General features: G+C 46.9%; 14 protein-coding genes and 1 tRNA gene. All 15 read left to right on the top strand.

Features of this window, described 5'->3' with window-relative positions:
* The first annotated feature begins 56 nt into the window (after positions 1–56).
* The 15 genes from D4L85_RS14450 (at position 57) to D4L85_RS14380 (ending at position 18,981) form a co-directional block, all read left to right on the top strand.
* Positions 57–1,073 carry a hypothetical protein gene (locus tag D4L85_RS14450; protein ID WP_160143734.1) on the top strand — a complete coding sequence of 339 codons (1,017 nt, stop codon included), beginning with the start codon at positions 57–59 and terminating at the stop codon, positions 1,071–1,073.
* A 69-nt stretch (positions 1,074–1,142) separates the two neighbouring features.
* Positions 1,143–1,706, top strand: coding sequence for an RNA polymerase sigma factor (locus tag D4L85_RS14445; RefSeq protein ID WP_119754959.1), 564 nt, complete (start codon positions 1,143–1,145; stop codon positions 1,704–1,706).
* The gene (locus D4L85_RS14440) at positions 1,690–3,390 is read left to right on the top strand and encodes a hypothetical protein (protein ID WP_119754958.1); all 1,701 of its coding nucleotides are present in this window, start codon (positions 1,690–1,692) and stop codon (positions 3,388–3,390) included. Before D4L85_RS14445 ends, D4L85_RS14440 begins: the two co-directional genes overlap by 17 nt.
* Positions 3,391–3,485: 95 nt before the next feature.
* Positions 3,486–4,730: a lactate 2-monooxygenase gene (locus D4L85_RS14435; RefSeq protein ID WP_228450898.1), complete on the top strand. Its 1,245-nt coding sequence runs from the start codon at positions 3,486–3,488 to the stop codon at positions 4,728–4,730.
* Positions 4,731–4,919: 189 nt separating this feature from the next.
* A complete protein-coding gene (locus D4L85_RS14430; protein WP_119754956.1) occupies positions 4,920–5,645 on the top strand; it encodes a DUF4197 domain-containing protein in 726 nt (241 codons plus the stop codon).
* A gap of 56 nt (positions 5,646–5,701) precedes the next feature.
* Positions 5,702–7,369, top strand: a complete 1,668-nt coding sequence (gene paaN, locus D4L85_RS14425) for a phenylacetic acid degradation protein PaaN (protein ID WP_119754955.1) — start codon at positions 5,702–5,704, stop codon at positions 7,367–7,369.
* A 399-nt stretch (positions 7,370–7,768) separates the two neighbouring features.
* Positions 7,769–7,840, top strand: a tRNA-Arg gene (locus D4L85_RS14420).
* A gap of 312 nt (positions 7,841–8,152) precedes the next feature.
* Positions 8,153–8,956 carry an aldo/keto reductase gene (locus D4L85_RS14415; RefSeq protein ID WP_119754954.1) on the top strand — a complete coding sequence of 268 codons (804 nt, stop codon included), beginning with the start codon at positions 8,153–8,155 and terminating at the stop codon, positions 8,954–8,956.
* Positions 8,957–9,056: 100 nt separating this feature from the next.
* A complete protein-coding gene (locus tag D4L85_RS14410; RefSeq protein WP_119754953.1) occupies positions 9,057–10,034 on the top strand; it encodes an aldo/keto reductase in 978 nt (325 codons plus the stop codon).
* A gap of 12 nt (positions 10,035–10,046) precedes the next feature.
* Positions 10,047–10,784, top strand: a complete 738-nt coding sequence (locus tag D4L85_RS14405) for an SDR family oxidoreductase (RefSeq protein ID WP_119754952.1) — start codon at positions 10,047–10,049, stop codon at positions 10,782–10,784.
* 19 nt (positions 10,785–10,803) lie between these two features.
* The gene (locus tag D4L85_RS14400) at positions 10,804–11,718 is read left to right on the top strand and encodes a helix-turn-helix domain-containing protein (RefSeq protein WP_119754951.1); all 915 of its coding nucleotides are present in this window, start codon (positions 10,804–10,806) and stop codon (positions 11,716–11,718) included.
* 539 nt (positions 11,719–12,257) lie between these two features.
* Positions 12,258–14,093: an AMP-binding protein gene (locus D4L85_RS14395; RefSeq protein WP_119754950.1), complete on the top strand. Its 1,836-nt coding sequence runs from the start codon at positions 12,258–12,260 to the stop codon at positions 14,091–14,093.
* Positions 14,094–15,035, top strand: a complete 942-nt coding sequence (locus D4L85_RS14390) for a hypothetical protein (protein WP_119754949.1) — start codon at positions 14,094–14,096, stop codon at positions 15,033–15,035.
* Positions 15,019–16,116, top strand: a complete 1,098-nt coding sequence (locus D4L85_RS14385) for an MBOAT family O-acyltransferase (RefSeq protein ID WP_119754948.1) — start codon at positions 15,019–15,021, stop codon at positions 16,114–16,116. The genes D4L85_RS14390 and D4L85_RS14385 overlap by 17 nt, the downstream gene beginning before the upstream one ends.
* Before the next feature lie 360 nt (positions 16,117–16,476).
* A complete protein-coding gene (locus tag D4L85_RS14380; protein WP_119754947.1) occupies positions 16,477–18,981 on the top strand; it encodes an ABC transporter permease in 2,505 nt (834 codons plus the stop codon).
* Positions 18,982–19,080 lie beyond the last annotated feature (99 nt).

Below are 19,080 nucleotides of genomic sequence, written 5' to 3'. Positions count from 1 at the left end.
TCCAACGTTATCTCCCCGCATGAGGTCTTACCCGGCGGAAGCCTAATCGTACAAACATGAAAACAACTAAAATATTCCTGAAGTCAGAAATTCTTTTCGGTATTTTATTGATGGGTGCCCTGGCGCTTTGTTTTACAGCATGCGACACCCTGAAAGAAGACCCCGATGTGCTCATACCCGACGCGGAATTGAATGGCAATGAAGTCTATGTATCCAACAACCGTGCGTCGGTAATCGACCTGAACGAGCGGATCAGGACGAATCTTCCTGTGACCCTGACGGTTACACAGCCCACGAGCAAAGGCAAGCTTTCCTCGCTAGGCCTCGGGCTGCTGCGATATACACCCAACAACCGGAACGCCAGCACGCGCGACGCCTTTGAATTCACGGTCTATTCCGAAAGTCACGAAATATTGGCCAAAGACACGCTGGTGATCGTGGTCGAGCCCGATTCCACCAAACTGCCCTGCGGCCTCTATCCTACCGACGACTATGTTTACAATTTCCATGGCGACCATCCGCTTACGATCGATGTGTTGGCCAACGACAATCTTTGTAACATCGACACGCTCGACTACCAGGTGAGTGTTTTCTGGCAGGGCAACAATACCGGCCCGCGCCATGGGAGTGCGGACGTCGTAAACAACAAGATCATCTACACGGCTGGCGCATCTTACACGAAAGGTGACACCCTCCTCTACAAGATCCAGTCGCGGGACCTGAGAAATCTTGTTTTCGGATATGTTTACATCGCCGCCTCCAAGCCAACTCCCCTGTGCACCTTCACGTTGCTCGGCGACACCCTCCAGATCAACCCCGACACGTTAAAGGCCGACACGGTATTGCTACGTGTCTTTACCAACGACAACCTTTGCGACACCACATCGTATGGCTACACGCTGAGTATCGCCAAGGCGCCGTTGTATGGGCAGGCACGCATCGGGTGGGACGGTATAACGTATACGCCCGACAATTTGCCGGCGGGCACTTCGCGTACCGATTCGCTGCGCTATCAATTGTGTCGCGACGCCGTGTGCCGGCAGGCGAAAGTGGTCGTAAAAGTAAGCCGTTGATTTCGACATGACCCTAAAAAAATACTCCTCACAGGCCTTCCCGCAAGGGAAGGCTTTTACCGTTACCGCATGAGCCGCCACTACGATTTATTCGAACGCTGTAAGCGGGGCGAGCCCAAAGCGCAGCGCATGTTATACGATCTTTTCAAAGGCAAGCTGATGGGTTTGTGCCGCCGCTATACGCGCGACCGCGAACAAGCACAGGACGTGTTACAGGATTCCTTTGTGAAGATCTTCACCAACCTGAACCAATTGGCATCACCCGAAAAACTGGAAGCGTGGATGAAGGCCACTGTGGTGCACACGGCCATCAATCAATATCACCGCACCAAGAAGCACGATATGATCTTTGCACCCGCAACAGAAAACGAAAACCAGGATGGCGCAGAGCTGTATACCGACATCCAAAATTTTTCGGACGAATACCTGCTCACGCTCATCAACGAATTGCCCGACGGCTGCCGGGTGGTGTTCAACTTGTTTGCCGTTGAAGGCTACAGTCATGCCGAGATCGCGGAAATGCTGCACGTCACAGAGGGCACTTCGCGCTCGCAGTTTCACCACGCGAAGCAGCTGTTGAAAAAAAAATTAAAATGTCAGAACCTGACACATTACTATGAAAAACTTGCCTGAACACGAAGCGTTCAAGGCGCTGGAAAACCGCCTGAACAACTACACGGAACAACCCGACGACGACCTCTGGCAAAAGATCGCCGCCGGCCTGCCGTCCAGCAAACCGGTATGGGCACCGTGGATGAATCAATTTGCCGGGGTCGTTGTGGTGGCGGCTTTGGGATGGGCTTTGGGGTATAGTTCGGCACCGGAGGTTGGAGGGAATACCCTGGCCATCGTTCAACCAAAGTCAGCATCCGTTGACGACGTCGCGCCCGATCGTGCAACCGATTCGCAAATTCATCCGGAGAATACAGACGCAAAAGATGCTTTGCTACTAACAGGCGAACAGGAACTTGCGGCAGATGCATTCACGAACAAAAAAAGCACCGGGTCAAGTCAAGGCTCGGGGTCATCTTTGTCTGGTGCAGGTTCAGGTTTAAATTCGGATGCAAGCGATGCAAGTTCCTTGAATCAACCTTCAGGATCGGCACATGATCTGGCATCTGATGTCGATTCACAAACCGGGGCACATTCCATGGAAAGTCAGGTCTCAGCCTCATCGCCCGCTTCATCCATCTTCCCGACATCGAACGAGAATCGTCATTCCCATTTACAACCGGATCAAAGCACTCCGTACGCGGAATCAAAAGCGCTTGATGCGGCTGTCGATAGATCCCAGGGATCAGCGAAACAGCAATCTTCACCTAACAACTTATCATCCCACACTTCGCAGGCGATCAGACCGGCAGATGGAACTACATCGGTAACGACCCAGTCAACAACGGAGTCAAATGCGCTTGATGCGGTCGCCGATGGATCCCAGGGATCTGCGAAACAGGAATCCCCACTGAACAACTTATCATACAACGCGCAGCAGGCGATCAAACCAGCAGATGGAACTTCATCCGCAGCGAACCTATCAACACAAGGTTCATACATCAAACACGCTAGCGACTCATCCCAACTGAACGGGGTTTTGATTAATCTGTCCCCTGCAGACTCGGCCGTGACGGATGGGCAAACGGTCCCCTATAACCGCCCCAAAAAGAAACGGGCAGGCATTTCATTTTATGCGTTGTTCAGTCCTACCCTCTCCTTTCAAACCGCCACGCCCTCGGCTCGCGACGGGGTGATCATTCAGAAATTCAACAAGCCTTCCATCCTTTCGGGCGACCGGCTTGGAATTGGGTTGGAGGCTGGCGTGCAGGGTCGGTTGTCGAAGAAGTTTGAGTACTTCGCAGGCTTGTCGGTCTATCACCAGTCGCAAACCCTGCAATACACCTATCAAAGCTCGGGCAGCTTTGTGATCGAAAATGGTGGGGACGATCTTTCCTATACCGTCAAACCCACCACGGCAGAGCGTTCGGTTTCCTACAGCATGCTGAACATCGGCGCACAGGCCGGCGTTTTGTATACACTGACGGAAAACCGGCTTTCGCATAAGATCGGACTGGGTCTTCAATATCAAAAGGGGCTGGCCCATGCTTCGTCCAGTGAGCCCTATGACAACTCTTCGTCCAGCTATTTGAACTACCAGATATTGTATCGTGCCGAGCTGGCGCTGAATGGTCGCCTTACGTTCATCGTGCAGCCTTCGGTTACGCGCACTTGGCTGGTGAATGAGACGCTTCATGTTCCTTTCACGCTGAAACAGTACCGGCCGGGCGTCAGTGTTGGTCTTTCGTACAGACTCATGCGATAACATTTTTTCTCCCGATCCATCTTTTAGAATTGGCCCAGCCGTTGTCGAAGTGCGGCCAATAAATGTTATCTTCCCTGCTCACATCCGCTGATGCTATGTGGCAAAAAGAAATTTATCTGAAAGGCTTTGCCGGGATAAGCCCCAAAGTGAACATTGATTTTGCGCGACTGGAAGAGGCCGCTGCCGGCGTGATGCGCCCCGAAGCGTTTGCCTACGTGGCCGGGGGCGCAGGCCGGGAAAGCACGATGCGCAACAACCGCGACGCTTTTGAGAAATACAAGATTGTGCCGCGCATGTTGCGCGATGTGGGTGAGCGCGACACCTCCATCACACTCTTCGGCCGGAAACTTCCGACCCCTTTTCTGCTCTCTCCCATCGGCGTCTTGGAAATGGTGCACAAAGAAGCCGACGTCGCGGTGGCCCGGGTAGCCGCGCAGTTTGGTGTGCCTTACATTTTCTCCAATCAGGCCTCGCGGCCTATGGAGGCCTGCGCCGAAGTCATGCACCAGTCACCCCGTTGGTTTCAGCTTTACTGGAGTAAGTCGAATGAACTTGTCGCCAGTTTTGTGCGACGCGCCGAACAGTGTGGCTGTTCCGCCATTGTGGTCACGCTAGACACAACCCTTCTGGGTTGGCGCACGCGCGACCTGGAGCTGGCCTATCTCCCCTTTCTGGAAGGCAAAGGCATTGCCCAATACACCAGCGATCCTGTCTTTCAAAAAATGCTGGACCTGCCCGACGATGCGCCCGACATGAAACGGCACGTCACGCTTCGAACGCTGCAGGGTTTGGTCTCGATGGTGAACCACTATCCCGGAAGCGGCTTTCTCAAAAAGCTCTTGTCCGGCAAACCGGTGAAGGCCGTGCGCACGTTTGTCTCAACCTATTCCAACCCGTGTACCACCTGGGAAGACCTGGCCTTTCTTCGCTCCTGCACAAAACTCCCGATCGTACTGAAAGGCATTCTCCATCCCGACGATGCCCTGAAAGCCATCGATCACGGCATGGACGGCATCCTGATCTCCAACCACGGCGGACGCCAGGTAGATGGCGCCATCGGAACACTGCAGGCCTTGCCGGCGATCGCGGCCGTGGTCAACAAAAAAATTCCCATCCTGCTCGACAGCGGCATCCGCGGTGGCGCCGATGCATTCAAGGCGCTGGCCCTGGGAGCCACGGCGGTTTGCATCGGCCGGCCCTATGTTTATGGCCTGGCGCTGGCTGGCGAGGAAGGCGTGACGGAGGTGCTGAACAATTTCATGGCCGACTTCGATCTGACGCTGGGGCTATCGGGTTGCCGGTCTGTTGCGGAGCTATCGGCGCAAAACCTGGTTACCTAAATTAGTCGTTGTAAATCACTTCGTTGCGTTTTAGGCGACAGGCCCTATTGCCGATTAGCAAAGGACTTTTCTACCTTGCACGAGGACGACGGGAGGCGATGTGCCGGTCTCCCGTGATCTGAAAAATACCGGCACGGTTGTCGTTTGTATTCTTTACTAAGCATTTAATTTTTTTTAAACTCCAGAAGAATGAAAAGAGTGGTTTTCGTAGTATGTATCGGCATGTGTCTCGGATGTACATCAGCACAGATCAACAGCGCATTGAGCGAAGTGAACAAAGTGGCGGGCTCGCAGCAACAGGCGCTCACCACGGCCGAAGTAGCCGACGGTTTGAAAGAAGCCCTGATCAAAGGGATCAGCAACGGCTCGGATCTCGTGTCGCAGTTGGATGGCTACTTTAAAAATCCTGAAATAAAAATCCCGTTCCCCCCGGAAGTAAAGAAAGTAGAAGACAAACTTCGCCAGGTAGGGTTGGGCAATGAAGTAGATAAATTTGTGCTCACCCTGAACCGCGGGGCCGAAGACGCTGCCAAAGAAGCCAAGCCCATCTTTATCACCGCCATCAAATCGATGACCATTCAAGACGCGTGGGGCATTCTGAGGGGACAACCCGATGCCGCTACCCAATATCTGAAACGCACGACGTCGGCGCAGCTGAAAGAAAAATTCAAACCCGTCATTCAAAATTCACTCAACAAAGTGAACGCCACTAAATACTACGGCGACATCGTAACGCAGTACAACAAAATTCCTTTCACCGACGACGTGAACCCCAACCTGGACGACTATGCTACCGATCGCGCCATCGAAGGTTTGTTCACCATGATCGCGAAAGAAGAAAAAAATATCCGCCAGGACCCCGTGGCCCGTACAACGGACCTGCTGAAAAAAGTTTTCGGCGCACAGCAACCGTAAGCCCTTGCTGCGTTTGGATTGACTTAGGATTTGTTTTTAACACAACCCTTTTTATCATGAGCCTTTTTGAAAAACACAAACCTCTGCTGGAGCAAGCCATCGACGCCTTGCACGCACGCACCTTCTACGCCGCCTTTCCCGAAGCCCCGGCCCCTGCCGTGTATGGCGAATCGGCCGACAGCAACGGCAAGGAAAAATTTCAGAACGCCCTCGGTAAAAAGTTTGATGAGTTGCTCCAACCTAATCCTACCGGATGGATCGGTCGTGAAGAGTCACCCTATACACAAGATGCACTAGGCATCACTTATCCGGTCTTCACTCCCGACGTGTTGGTAGAGCGCGCCACGGCCGCCTTTCATGTTTGGCGCAAAGTGAGTGTAACAGATCGCACGGGAATTTTGCTGGAGTCGCTGGCGCGGATCAAAGAGCGCTTCTTTGAGATCGCCTACGCCACCATGCACACCACCGGTCAAGGCTACATGATGGCTTTTCAAGCGTCGGGTCCGCATGCTGCTGACCGCGCATTGGAAGCTATCGCTGCAGGCTATGAGGAATTGCAACGCTATCCCTCCGCGGCGTTGTGGGATAAGCCCATGGGGAAATTTAATATCCAACTGAATAAAGAATGGCGGGCCGTGCCGAAAGGTATTTCCGTAGTGATCGGTTGCTCTACGTTCCCCACGTGGAATTCTGTGACGGGCATTTATGGAAGTCTCATCACCGGTAACCCGGTCATTGTGAAGCCACACCCCGGCGCCGTGTTGCCCATCGCCATTTTTGTTTCGGAGATCCAGCACGTGCTCAAGGCAAACAACCTCGACCCCAACATTTGCCAACTGGCTGTGGACACCATCGAACAACCCATCGCCAAAGTGCTGGCCGAACATCCCTCGGTGAAGCTGATCGATTTCACGGGCAACTCCGTGTTCGGCAGCTACCTGGAAACACTGCAAGGCAAGACCGTGTTCACCGAAAAGACCGGCGTCAATTCCGTGATCCTCGATTCGGTGGACGATGCCGATAAAGTGGCCGCCAACCTGGCGTTCTCCGTCAATCTCTACAGCGGCCAGATGTGCACCGCCCCGCAGAATTTTTATATCCCCGCGGCCGGCATCAAAACCCCATCCGGAACCTTAAGCTTCGACGACTTCGCCCAAAAATTTGCAGACAACATTTCAAGCCTTGTCGACAATCCAAAAGCAGGACCTTATGTGCTGGGTGCCGTGCAAAATCAGAAGACCAGCGAGCGCGTGTTGGAAGCCGAGAAGCTGCCCGGCAAAGTGTGGCTCAAGTCGCGGTCGTTCGAAAATCCCATGTTCAAAAATGCCCGCGTGGCCACGCCCGTGGTAGTGGAAGTGGACGCAGGCAAGAAAGATATTTTCAGCAAGGAACTGTTTGGCCCCATCGTGCTGCTGATCAAAACCAAAGACACGAATCAGTCCATCGCCCTGGCCCAGGAGATGGCCCTCCGCCATGGGGCCATTTCCTGTGGCGCTTACACAACGGATGCGGTGGTGCGCGAAAAGATCGCCGATGAAATGTCGCTGGCAGCTACGCCGGTGTCGTTCAATCTTACGGGGGGTATTTATATGAATCAGAATGCGGCTTTCTCGGATTTCCATGTTACGGGTGGTAATCCTGCGGGCAATGCGTCGTTCACTAACCCTGACTATGTGACGAAGCGGTTTACATGGGTGGGGCACCGGGAGCCGGTGAAATTGTAGACACGAACAAATCATTCAATCATTCATCCCCGCGCAGTTCGATATGTTATTGAACCGCGCAGGGTTTATCTCAGCCAGCTTTTTGCAAATCAGCGTGTGCCTGCCCAACGGTTGTTACTCCCGAGCCTGATGCGCCGAAAATATGAAGGCTCATGCCTCTTTGTTGCGGATAAAATTAAGGACAAGCTTCAAATCTCCCGTACGGAAAGCGATTACCAAAATGTGAATGCAAATCTCCCCTGTGGGAGGTAGGGTACCTTGCTCCTGCGCCTGGATACTCCTATTTTCGGAATCGGATTCCCTGAAAGCTAAAAATCACCCGCAATCACCCGAAAATGGCTCAAAAAGCGCCTTTTTGATACCCTCAATATTTATATCTTTGCGACCGTTCTTTTTCCCGGCCCCGTAGTTCAATGGATAGAATAGGAGTTTCCTAAACTTTTGATGCAGGTTCGATTCCTGTCGGGGCTACTGCGCTCGCCGGAGCTTTTGCGCTGGCGGGCCTTTTTTATTTTATCAAGTCCGGGCATTAAACATCTACTTCCACGAGTGATACTTTAACGCAGCATTTAAAAACATCAATGCATAGAGAAATCGCTACTGGGCCAAAGCAACAACTCACAACCGGACGTTAGTGGCAATGGCAGCGCGCCACCCAACTGACAAGACAAATCGAGAGCCAAGCTCACCCTATATAATTTTGACTACAACAAATACCAATTCAGACACATTTCATCGGATGACGATTAAGAATTTAGCGCTTGAAATTTAAGTTAGTGTAAAATGGAAAATGCAACATTAAACAATGGAGTAAAGATGCCGCTGCTTGGTTTTGGCACTTACTTGCTTCAAGGCGGTTTAGCGTGTGAACAGGCCGTACTAAATGCTTTAAATATTGGTTACAGACTGATAGACACAGCTGCAGCATACCAAAATGAGGAATCGGTGGGCAGCGCTATTAAAAAAAGTAATGTCAAACGAGAAGAAATTTTTGTGACCACGAAATTTTTGCCAGCGGATATCGGGTATGAAAAAGCAAAGCGTGCCTTTGAAACATCACTAAACAAATTGGGTCTTGACTATATCGATTTATACTTGATTCATATCCCGCAAGGAGACGTAAATTCTTCCTGGAGAGCAATGGAAGAATTTTACCGGGAAGGTAAAGTAAGGGCGATAGGCGTAAGTAATTTTCATATCACTCAGATTCAGAACTTACATAAACAGCATAGTGTGATACCAGCAGTCAATCAAGTGGAAACACATCCATTTTCCCAAAAAACAGAAATGCAGAAAGCTCTGAAATCTCAAGGCATACAGTTGGAGTCTTGGGCACCCTTTGTCCAGGGTAAAAATAATCTTTTTAATAATGAACTTTTAAAAGTGCTTTCAAGCAAGTATCATAAGAGTATTGCCCAAGTGGTTCTACGATGGTTAATTCAAAGAGAAGTAGTTGTTATTCCGAAATCAGAAAATGTGAAAAGGATGAATGAAAATTTCAATGTATTTGACTATGAGTTGTCTGCTGATGATATGGAAACCATCAAATCGTTAGATAAAGGTAGCGGACTAATTTATAGTGTTTAAAACCGTTTGAAAATTCGACTACAACAATTACCAATTGGACTACTTTTTATAGAACGACAATCAAGAATTTTGTACTCGAAATTTAATTTAAAAAAAAATTATGCAAAAGAGAAAATTAGGAAATAGCGGATTAGAAGTTTCCGCATTAGGCTTTGGCTGTATGGGTTTAAACTTTTTGGACGGAAAAGGACTTGAGAAAAAGGAGGCCCTAACTCTACTCCACAATGCAGTTGAAAGAGGTATTACATTTTTTGATACCGCGGAAGCTTACGGACCTTACACCAACGAAGAAATTGTTGGCGAGGCATTACAGCCTTATAGAAAAGATGTGGTAATCGCCACAAAATTTGGTTGTAAAGATGCTAAACCAGCAGTAGGTTTAGACAGCAGACCCGAAACTATAAAAGCAGTAACCGAAGCATCGCTAAAAAGATTAAAAACAGATTACATTGATTTGCTTTACCAGCACAGAGTTGACCCTAATGTTCCGATAGAAGATGTTGCAGGAACTGTAAAAGACCTGATACAAGAGGGTAAAGTAAAATATTTCGGTTTATCGGAAGCAAGTGCTAAAACTATTCGAAAAGCACATTCAATTCAACCTGTATCAGCATTACAAAGCGAATACTCTTTGTTTTGGCGTGAGCCAGAAAATGAAATCATACCAACTTTAGAAGAGTTAGGAATTGGTTTCGTTCCGTTCAGTCCTTTGGGCAAAGGCTTCCTCACAGGTATAATAAACAAAAAATTAGAGGATATAGACCGTAGAAATATTATTCCTCGTTTCAGCGAAGAAAATATAAAGGCCAATCTGGTTTTAGTGGAAGCACTTTCTGAGATTGCTAAACAAAAAAATGTTACGACTGGACAATTAGCATTGGCTTGGCTCTTGGCTCAAAAGCCTTGGATAGCACCAATACCAGGGACGACAAAATTGCATCGTTTAGACGAAAACATTGGCAGTACGAATATTGTACTAACAGCCAATGAACTTAAAAAAATCAACACAACAGTAGATGGAATTACACTTGTAGGCGACCGCTATCCCGAATTTTTAGAAAAACAAATAGACAAATGAAAACTAACAGCAATGCAAAATATTAAAGGAAAAGTAGTTGCTATTACTGGTGCAAGTAGTGGAATGGGTAAAGCCATTGCAATAGAATTAGCAAAAAACGGTGCAAAGGTTGTTTTGGGTGCAAGACGAACAGAACGATTGCAACAACTTGTTGAAGAAATAAAAGGTAAAGGTGGCGAAGCCACTTTTACTAAAATTGATGTGAAGAATAAAGCCGATCTAGTTCGGTTGGTAAATACAGCCGTTGAGCGATACGGAAAATTAGATGTCATTGTAAACAACGCGGGTGTCAGTCAATTAAGCCGTATTGACGAATTGGATATTGACGGTTGGGAAGAAATGATTGACATTAACCTCAAAGGTGTTTTGTATGGGATGGCGGCTGCAGTTCACGTTTTTAAACAACAACAATCGGGACATATCATCAATATCATTTCAACGGCAGGAATAAAGATTGTGCCAATGCAAGGCGTTTATGCAGGAACTAAAAATGCCATTCGCACTATTGCAGAAGCGTTTCGTCAAGAGTCAAACGGAAACATTCGCATTACAGGCATTTCGCCAGGATTTGTGAAAACAGATTTTGCGAACAACATAAAAAACGAAGAAATAAAAACAACTATTCAAAAAGGAATGGAACAAATTGCCATAGATCCCTTAGCCATTGCTAACGCTGTAATTTATGCAATAAGCCAACCTAACGATGTTGAAATTGGCGACATTGTTATTCGTCCGTCAAAACAAAATTGATTAAATTCGCAAACAAAAAATGCAACAACAATCTAACATAAATCACATTGAAAGCATATCGCAACTTGTGCGTATCTTGGGAGGTTCTGCACCATTGCACCCCTTGATCGCATTGGTTGATTATAATAATGTTTCGATTGAGATGTTTCCAAAAGGGCAAAAGATAAGTCTTGATTTTTACAAAATTTCCTTTAAGCCTACATTCACAGGACAAATAAAATACGGACAAGGATATTACGATTTTGAAGAAGGCGGATTAGCATTTTTGAAGCCTAAACAAATCGTTTTTTCACCCGTAGACATAGAAAGCTATGAGGGTATTGCTTTATATTTCCATTCGGACTTTATCCGAAATTATCCATTAGGAAAAACAATAAATCAATATGGCTTTTTCTCTTACGGTGTTTCAGAAGCCCTGTTTTTATCGGCGAAAGAAAAAGAAATTATCGCCAATTTATTTGCTTCAATAGCCAATGAATTAGATAACAATATTGACGGTTTCAGCCAGGATGTTTTGGTGTCGCAAATTGAATTGTTATTGAATTACAGCAATCGTTTTTACAACAGACAATTTATTACGAGGAAAGCGATCAACCACGACATCATAACTTCTTTGGACAAACTTTTAAACAACTATTTTGAAGAAGAAACCAGTTTGAAAAACGGCTTGCCGTCCGTGAAATACGTCAGTACAGAATTAAAGCTATCACAACGCTATCTAAGCGATATGCTGCGTTCTTTGACAGGACTGAACACACAGCAATACATTCAGAACGCAATCATAGAAAAAGCCAAAGAAAAACTATCAACAACAAATCTTTCCGTTTCAGAAATTGCTTACGAATTGGGCTTTGAACATTCACAATCGTTCAGCAAACTTTTCAAGATAAAGACAAATGTTTCGCCTTTGGAGTTCAGACAGTCGTTCAACTAAAAGACGATAAAAAAAAACACTGCCACAAATCGAGTAGCCCGCGCCACTAGCTACTGCTGGCAGAGAAAGGCTCTCAGGCCCATGCCTCTGAATGCTCCGGTGACAAACCACTTTTTGCCTGCTCATAATTATTTTTAATGAAATATGAAACAACTGTCGGCAGAGCCCGTTTGGTCTAGCGCTTAATTATTTCGTAGTGTACATGGGGTGTAGAATAACACACGGCTAAACACTGCATGTTTCGAACATCCAAAGATGGCGCTTATGGGTAGGCTGGTAAACGTGCTATACTGCCGAAACACGTGTTTTCTTTGCTGATTTTATTCATTACATTTACTAAGTTGTTATTCAGCGCATCTACTATTGGTAATTTGATTTTTTGCGATTCGGTTTTCTGATTAGAGGGGACAGATGGTTTTTGGTCGAGTTAAGCGGTCCACTGGAAACACCGGTGACTTAAATCTCCCAAGTTTTTACACCGGCATGCACAGCCTTGCGGTAGGCATTGACCGGCATTTAATAATTCGAAAAAGGATATAATGAAAAGTATCGTTGAGTTAGTGGGCCGTGCAAAACTCTATCCTAAAAAAGTGTTTGCCGTGCTGCACGATGGGGAGGCCGTCACCTACGGTAATCTACTTGCTACGGTAGACAAGCTAAGCGTAATTTTTCAGCGACTAAATCTTAAGCAAGGAGATAAGATCGTATTATCGACAAATGACAAAAGAGCGCTTGCCGAAATTACAATTGCTGCATACAGGTTTGGGTTAACTGTCATATTAACGGATCCCAACGCTAAGGCTGACAGGATACATTCCATCATCGACCAAGCTAGTCCCGTTGCATTCTTCATTGACCATGACCTGGTTTCGGCGTGGAGAATGGAGGGAACAAATACCGTTGAGATCAACAATATTCGCGAAGAAAAAAAGAATGTTTTCAAAAGCATCTTTTCACGGAACACGAACGGTAGCGATCTTCAGTCTGATCGCACATATCCAGCTTGTTTGAAAGGCCTCGAAAACACACCACCAACATACCCACCATTCATTGACTCGTCATGTGTTGCATACATGATGTACACGTCCGGATCCACCTCTGATCCCAAAGGTGTGGTGATATCCCATAAGAATTTGTTCTCACACCTGGAAACGCTTAAGAATGTTTATGGAATGGATGACAAAGTCAGGATCCTGAACGTCCTGAATTTATATCATACGGACGGGATCAACCAGGGACCTTTGTTAGCTTTCTATTGCGGAGGTACATGGATAAGTCCGTTTAGGCTGGACACCTCCAGATTGGACCTTATCTACGATGGCATTTACAAATATGAGGTCACACACCTGTTCGTTGTGCCTACGTTACTAGCCTTCTTTGAAAAATATCATGAAGGTTTTGAGGATAGTTTCAAGACACCTGACTTTAAATTCGCTGTCTCTGTAGCAGCATTGTTGGAAGAACGATTATGGCATTCGGTTTCCTCTATATTTAAGATTCAGGTCGCAAACATTTATGGTCTCACCGAAACGGTAACGGGAAGTGTCTATTGCGGACCCAGCGCAGACACCTTTAAGATAGGCACAGTAGGTAAACCCGCCGACTGCAGCATCAAAATCATTAATGAAGAAGGGCAGGAAGTCAAGAAAGGTGAAAAAGGTGAACTTCTATTGAAAGGCGATCACGTGATGGTCGGTTACTTTAATAACCCCGAGGCTACTAACAAGGTGTTGATCGACGGGTGGCTCTATTCCGGAGATATCGCACGTGAAGACGAGGGAGGATTTATTAAAATCGTTGGCCGAAAAAAGAGTATGATCAATTCCGGGGGATTCCGAGTTCAACCAGAAGAAATAGAAGAGCTCCTTCTCAAACTTAACGAAGTAGATGAATGTAAAGTTATTGGGCTAACGGACCCTATCCTGACGGAAAAAATGATCGCGTGTATAAAGCCAAAGGACAATGTCGTAGTAGATGAACTGGTGATCTATAAGTTTTTGCGCGAAAATCTTGAACCCGAAAAAGTACCTCAGGATATGTTTGTCATCGATTCATTTCCTCGTGGAATCAGCGGCAAGATCCAGATAGAGGAATTAAAAAAGATCGTGATTAAAAAACACGCCGCGCCTATTGCAAAAAGCGAAGGAGTTCTGGAAACAATAGTCAAGAATGCCGCAACTATTTTCAAGGTCAAGCACACTGACATCACCGAAATGAGTTCAACACGAACCGTTTCCGGGTGGGATTCGCTGAATCATCTGGCCCTGATAACCCGACTCGAACAAGTATTTGACATCAAGTTTTCAACTTCTGATGCTATGGTGATGACGTCCATACGTGCTATTCGAAATGTCATTCAAAAAAAGCTACAATAGATGACTGACGATGCACCTCCGTTACGAACATGGGTCTTCCCTATCCTTGCAAGTCTTGCTATTGTACTTTCATTTCTTTATTACAGTTATTCGAATAACGGACCTTATGCCAAAACGGTAGCGCTCTCGAATAAGAATCTCGAAAGCGCACTAATTGAAAATACCCGCGATACATCCGCGTTATCGATCGTCATCTTTGGCTCTTCTTTGACCGAACACGCTCTGGTGGATCCTCGCGCGCTTGAAGACAGTATTTACAAGCTAACAAACAGAAAAGCGAAAGTGCTTCGTGTGGCGTTGAATTATCTTACCCCCACGGTTGCTCAAGACATTGACTTTTTTGACTATATCGTCAAATATCCCCCCAATTATTTGTTCGTTGAAAATTTCAGTTTCAATCTGACTCATGGCGATACGACCGCCCTGACGCCTGACCCCATCAATATGGCCCTACTGAACGTCCGGAATATTATTCGGAATGCAATTGGGGAGCCCGCACATGATAATTACTACGTCAAGTGGTATACCTTCGACGGAAAACCACAACCCGATGATATCTACTACACGCACGAGTTTGACAGTGTGATGTTCAAAAAACTCCTTCATTCAAAGTCTTCGGTTAGAAAAATGTGGCAAAACAATGTCATCAACACCGCATTCGATGCGTTAGCGAAAAACAACACAAGAGTGGTTCTCCTGGACATACCCTTGAATAAATTGTTTCCCCATAATTTCATGGATCAACAAACAGCGTCTGAGCTCAACAAGCTCTTGACAGTCTATAAAACTCAATATCATGTTGATTATTGGCGCTTCCCCTACGTTATGGATAATTCATTTTTCACCGACGGCGCTCACTTGAACTCAAAGGGTGGAATGCAATATCAAAAATGGTTCGTGTCTGAAATTGCGTCAAAAAAATGTTATGAGGCTACTCATTGAAGTCATATTGTTCGCAATGCCCATGATCCTATTGGCATGGACGTTGCCAAAAAAATATGTATTGCTTTCCCAGATCATTATCACTGCACTTTTCATCGCGTATCAATCACCTTTATCTTTTGCCATTCTTGGCACGATCACGTTCGGCAATTACTATTTATTGCACAAAGCGGTTTTGCGACAGTCTATAAAGATTGTGATCAGCTTGGGGATTTTGGTGTTGCTTATTGTGTCAGCCAAAATTCTATTTACCATTCATGACCATTGGATAATCCCCCTTGGGATGTCCTATTACATTTTCCGAAACATCCATTATACAATTGAGAGCTACCATGGCAGGATTCAAAATGAGAGTCTGCTGTTCTACCTCGCTTATAACTTTTTTCTACCTGTGCTGATCATTGGTCCAATCAATCGTTATCCAGAGTTCATAAGGGATTGGCAAAGAAGACGAGTAAACAGTGCATATTTCTCATTGGGCTTTCAGCGCATTTTATATGGCTTTTCGAAGATCATGATTATCGGAAGCTACATCCTCAGCTTAAAATTTTCTACCCTCATTTCCAACATAGACGAAAGCAAACATTGGCTCAAGGTATACCTGGAGACAATCACCGTAGTACTGAAAGCATACTTCCAGTTTGCTGGCTACTCTGACATCGCCATTGGTATTTCACTGTTGCTTGGTTTCCGTGTAATGGAAAACTTCAATTTTCCGTTCCTGGCCAGTAATATGCAGGAGTTTTGGTCAAAATATCACATGTCGCTTACCTCATTTTGCCGCGACTATATTTATACTCCTCTTGCTTCTTACTTCAGGAAACCAATGTTAGGGGTTATTATCACGATGATCATCATCGCGCTATGGCACGAAATCACCTTACCTTTTTTGATCTGGGGATCGTTGCAAGCTTTCGGAATCTATCTGGCGTTCCTTTTTAAGGATACGCCAACTTCATTGGTTAGCAAGAACCTGGGAAGAGTTTTTGTATTCAATTACTTCTGCCTGAGTTGTGTGATCATCGACTATGAATTCGTAAAAGCGCTTAATGTTTATAAAACCTTGTTCTTTATTAACTGATCATGTATAAATTCTTAACGACCTTTCTTCCGAAGACCCTTGCCAACATCGCCATGGCTTTGTGGTACTTCCTTCTGATCATAGTGAACTTATACTGTGGAATTGCCTTCGCGCAAAGAACGTTTCAGTACGTCGGTTGGTGACCGAGGCACCCAGTTTTGAAGCGGGCTCCCGAATTGCTCACTTATTTAGGAAGTACAAAGAACATCTGGCGCTCACGGATAAAGTGAAGTGCCCGTAGACGGGCTGTTCGTCCCAGATCCGACCATTTGCACTGCAGGTCTGCTGCCAAATTAAAGTGCGAGGTGTGGTTTTCGTTTTTGGCAGGAAATTGGGATATCATTCGCCAAACCTGACCTTATGCTAATATCCTACTTGCTGGTCGCCTGGCGCAATGTGCTCCGCCACAAGGTGTTCTCACTGATCAATATCTCCGGGTTGTCGATCGGAATGACCGCCGTGATGCTCATCTACTTTTATGTTCAATCCGAGCGAAGTTTTGACAGGTTTAGCCCGGACAGCGATCGGATCTATCGCGTTCCGTTGTCGTACTACTACAATGGCAGCAGCATTCCCGATGTCGACGCCGCCAACCATGCAGGGCTTGCGTCGGCCTTAAAAGCAAATTATCCCGAAGTAGAAATTTCCGCCCACATCAACCCTTCGACTACCTGGGTTGCTGCCACCGTCGTCAGCTACGAAGATCAGCACAAGTCAATCCAGTTTAACGAAACCAAACTCTATTTTGCCGATCCGACCTTCATTCCGTTGTTTGGTTTCAAAATGCTGGAGGGCGATCCGGCCACCAGTCTTGAAGAACCGAGATCGCTGGTCTTAACCAAAAAGGCTGCCGTGAAATATTTTGGCGATGAATCCGCGTTGGGAAGATCTATTCGTGTGAATAATGAAGATTACAAAGTCACCGGCGTAATGGCCGATTTGCCACCTTATACACATCTGGATTTTGAGTTACTGTCCTCCTATCCGCACAAAGATTTTGGAGTGAGTGACTGGGGGTGGACGCAATTCCTAACCTACATAAAGGTCAAACCGCAGACGGATGTTGCTGCCCTTGAAGCAAAATTCCCCGCGCTGCTTGACAAATATGTCCGCACCCGGGAAGCAGGACTGGGATATAAAACAGCCATCCACTTGCAGCCCATTTCCGAAATCCACCTGAAGTCGCACTTTGACCGCGAAATGAAAGACAACGGAGACGAGCGCACCGTCTATTTCATTGGGATGCTGGGCGTGATGATCCTGGCGATCGCCTGGATCAACTATATCAACATATCCACTGCGCGCGCGATGGAACGCGCCAAGGAAGTAGGCATGCGAAAGGTTTCCGGTGCTACGCGAAAGCAACTCGTCACACAATTTCTCCTCGATGCCTCGCTCATCAATTGCCTCGCCGTCCTGTTGACCGTAGTGCTTACGACGGCCTTTCTCCCTGCCTTTGAACGGCTGGCTGGTTCTCCGATTTCAGCCATTCTTACGGGCACAGGAGTATGGGCGACATTCTCTTTTTGGATCATTCCGGTGATGGTGCTGATTGCCGGGATCCTGGTGGTTGGCGTTTATCCCGCGCTGCTGTTGTCGTCCTTTAAACCCTTGTCGGTACTGAAGGGAAAATTTGTAAAGTCTTCTACCGGCGCCCTTCTGCGCAAGGGCCTCGTCGGCTTTCAATACGTTTTGTCTGTGATCCTGATCGCCGGCACCATCACCATCTCCCGCCAGGTCAGTTTTATGCAGGCACAGGATCTCGGGTATACTCAAGAGCAGGTCCTGGTGGTCAAAGGCCCCTCCGCCGTCGACTCCACGAGCGGTACGCGCTTTCAATATTTCCGGAATGAGCAGATGAAATTGCCCGAGATCATAAAGATGGGCAGGTCGCTCGACGTGCCCGGCCGGATGATGCTCTTTGTCAACGAAATTCGGCCGTTCGGAACGCCTGTAAGCGAAAACGTGGCCGCCTACGAGATGAGTATTGACGACCAGTTTTTCTCGACTTTTGAAATACCATTGATTGCCGGAGCTGATTTCTCAGAAGATGACCGGTTTTCGTTTCCCAACTATCCGGATATTCCGACTTTGATCCTTCCACATGACAGAACCTTCCACCCTGAACGGAATAAGATCATCATCAACGAAGAACTGAGTAAAAAGCTGGGCTTCAAAGATCCACAAGAAGCCATCCATCAGAAAGTACGTTTTCGCCTTTGGGATGAATTTACGGGTGAGATTGCCGGCGTTGTCAAGAACTACCACCAGCAGTCGCTGCACAAGAACTATGAACCCATTTTCTATTTCTTTGGCGACTTCGAACAATGGCCAAGCATTTCCATTCGCTTGACGACCACTGATCTTCCTGGAACAATTGAAAAGATCCGCAAGAACTATGCAGCCGCTTTTCCGGGCAATCCCTTTGAATATTATTTTGTGGACGAGTATTTCAATGAGCAATACAACGTGGAGCAGAAGTTCGAGCACGTCTTCACGGTGTTAACGGTGGTTGCCATCTTCATCTCTTGCCTGGGATTGCTGGGTCTCGGCATTTACAATGTTGCGCAACGTATTCGTGAGATCGGGATCCGCAAAGTATTGGGTGCTCCTGTTTCATCGATCCTCTTGCTCTTCTGCAAAGATTCGCTCTACCTGCTGGCCGGATCCTGTTCGATTGCGCTTCCTGTTGTTTGGTTGGGTGTTCAGTCGTGGCTCAACAACTTTGCCTTCCACATTGGATTGGAATGGATCATATTTGTGGTCCCTCCGGTGATGCTGTTGATCATTTCAACCTTGACGATCGTTGCGATCAGTATGCGGGCCGCTACGACAAATCCTGTCGAAACACTCCGGACGGAGTGACCACTTTTGTCCGGGAGTATCTTTTAAGAAATATATGGAGAATCGGATCCCTTTCGCCTGCTCCCCAGCATCATTAAAAATGCTTCGCTAACTCCGCGT

The sequence above is a fragment of the Chryseolinea soli genome (assembly GCF_003589925.1).
Lineage (GTDB): Bacteria > Bacteroidota > Bacteroidia > Cytophagales > Cyclobacteriaceae > Chryseolinea > Chryseolinea soli.
The sequence above is the reverse complement of the archived record's forward strand: the minus strand, read 5'-3'. Positions and strand labels throughout refer to the sequence as shown.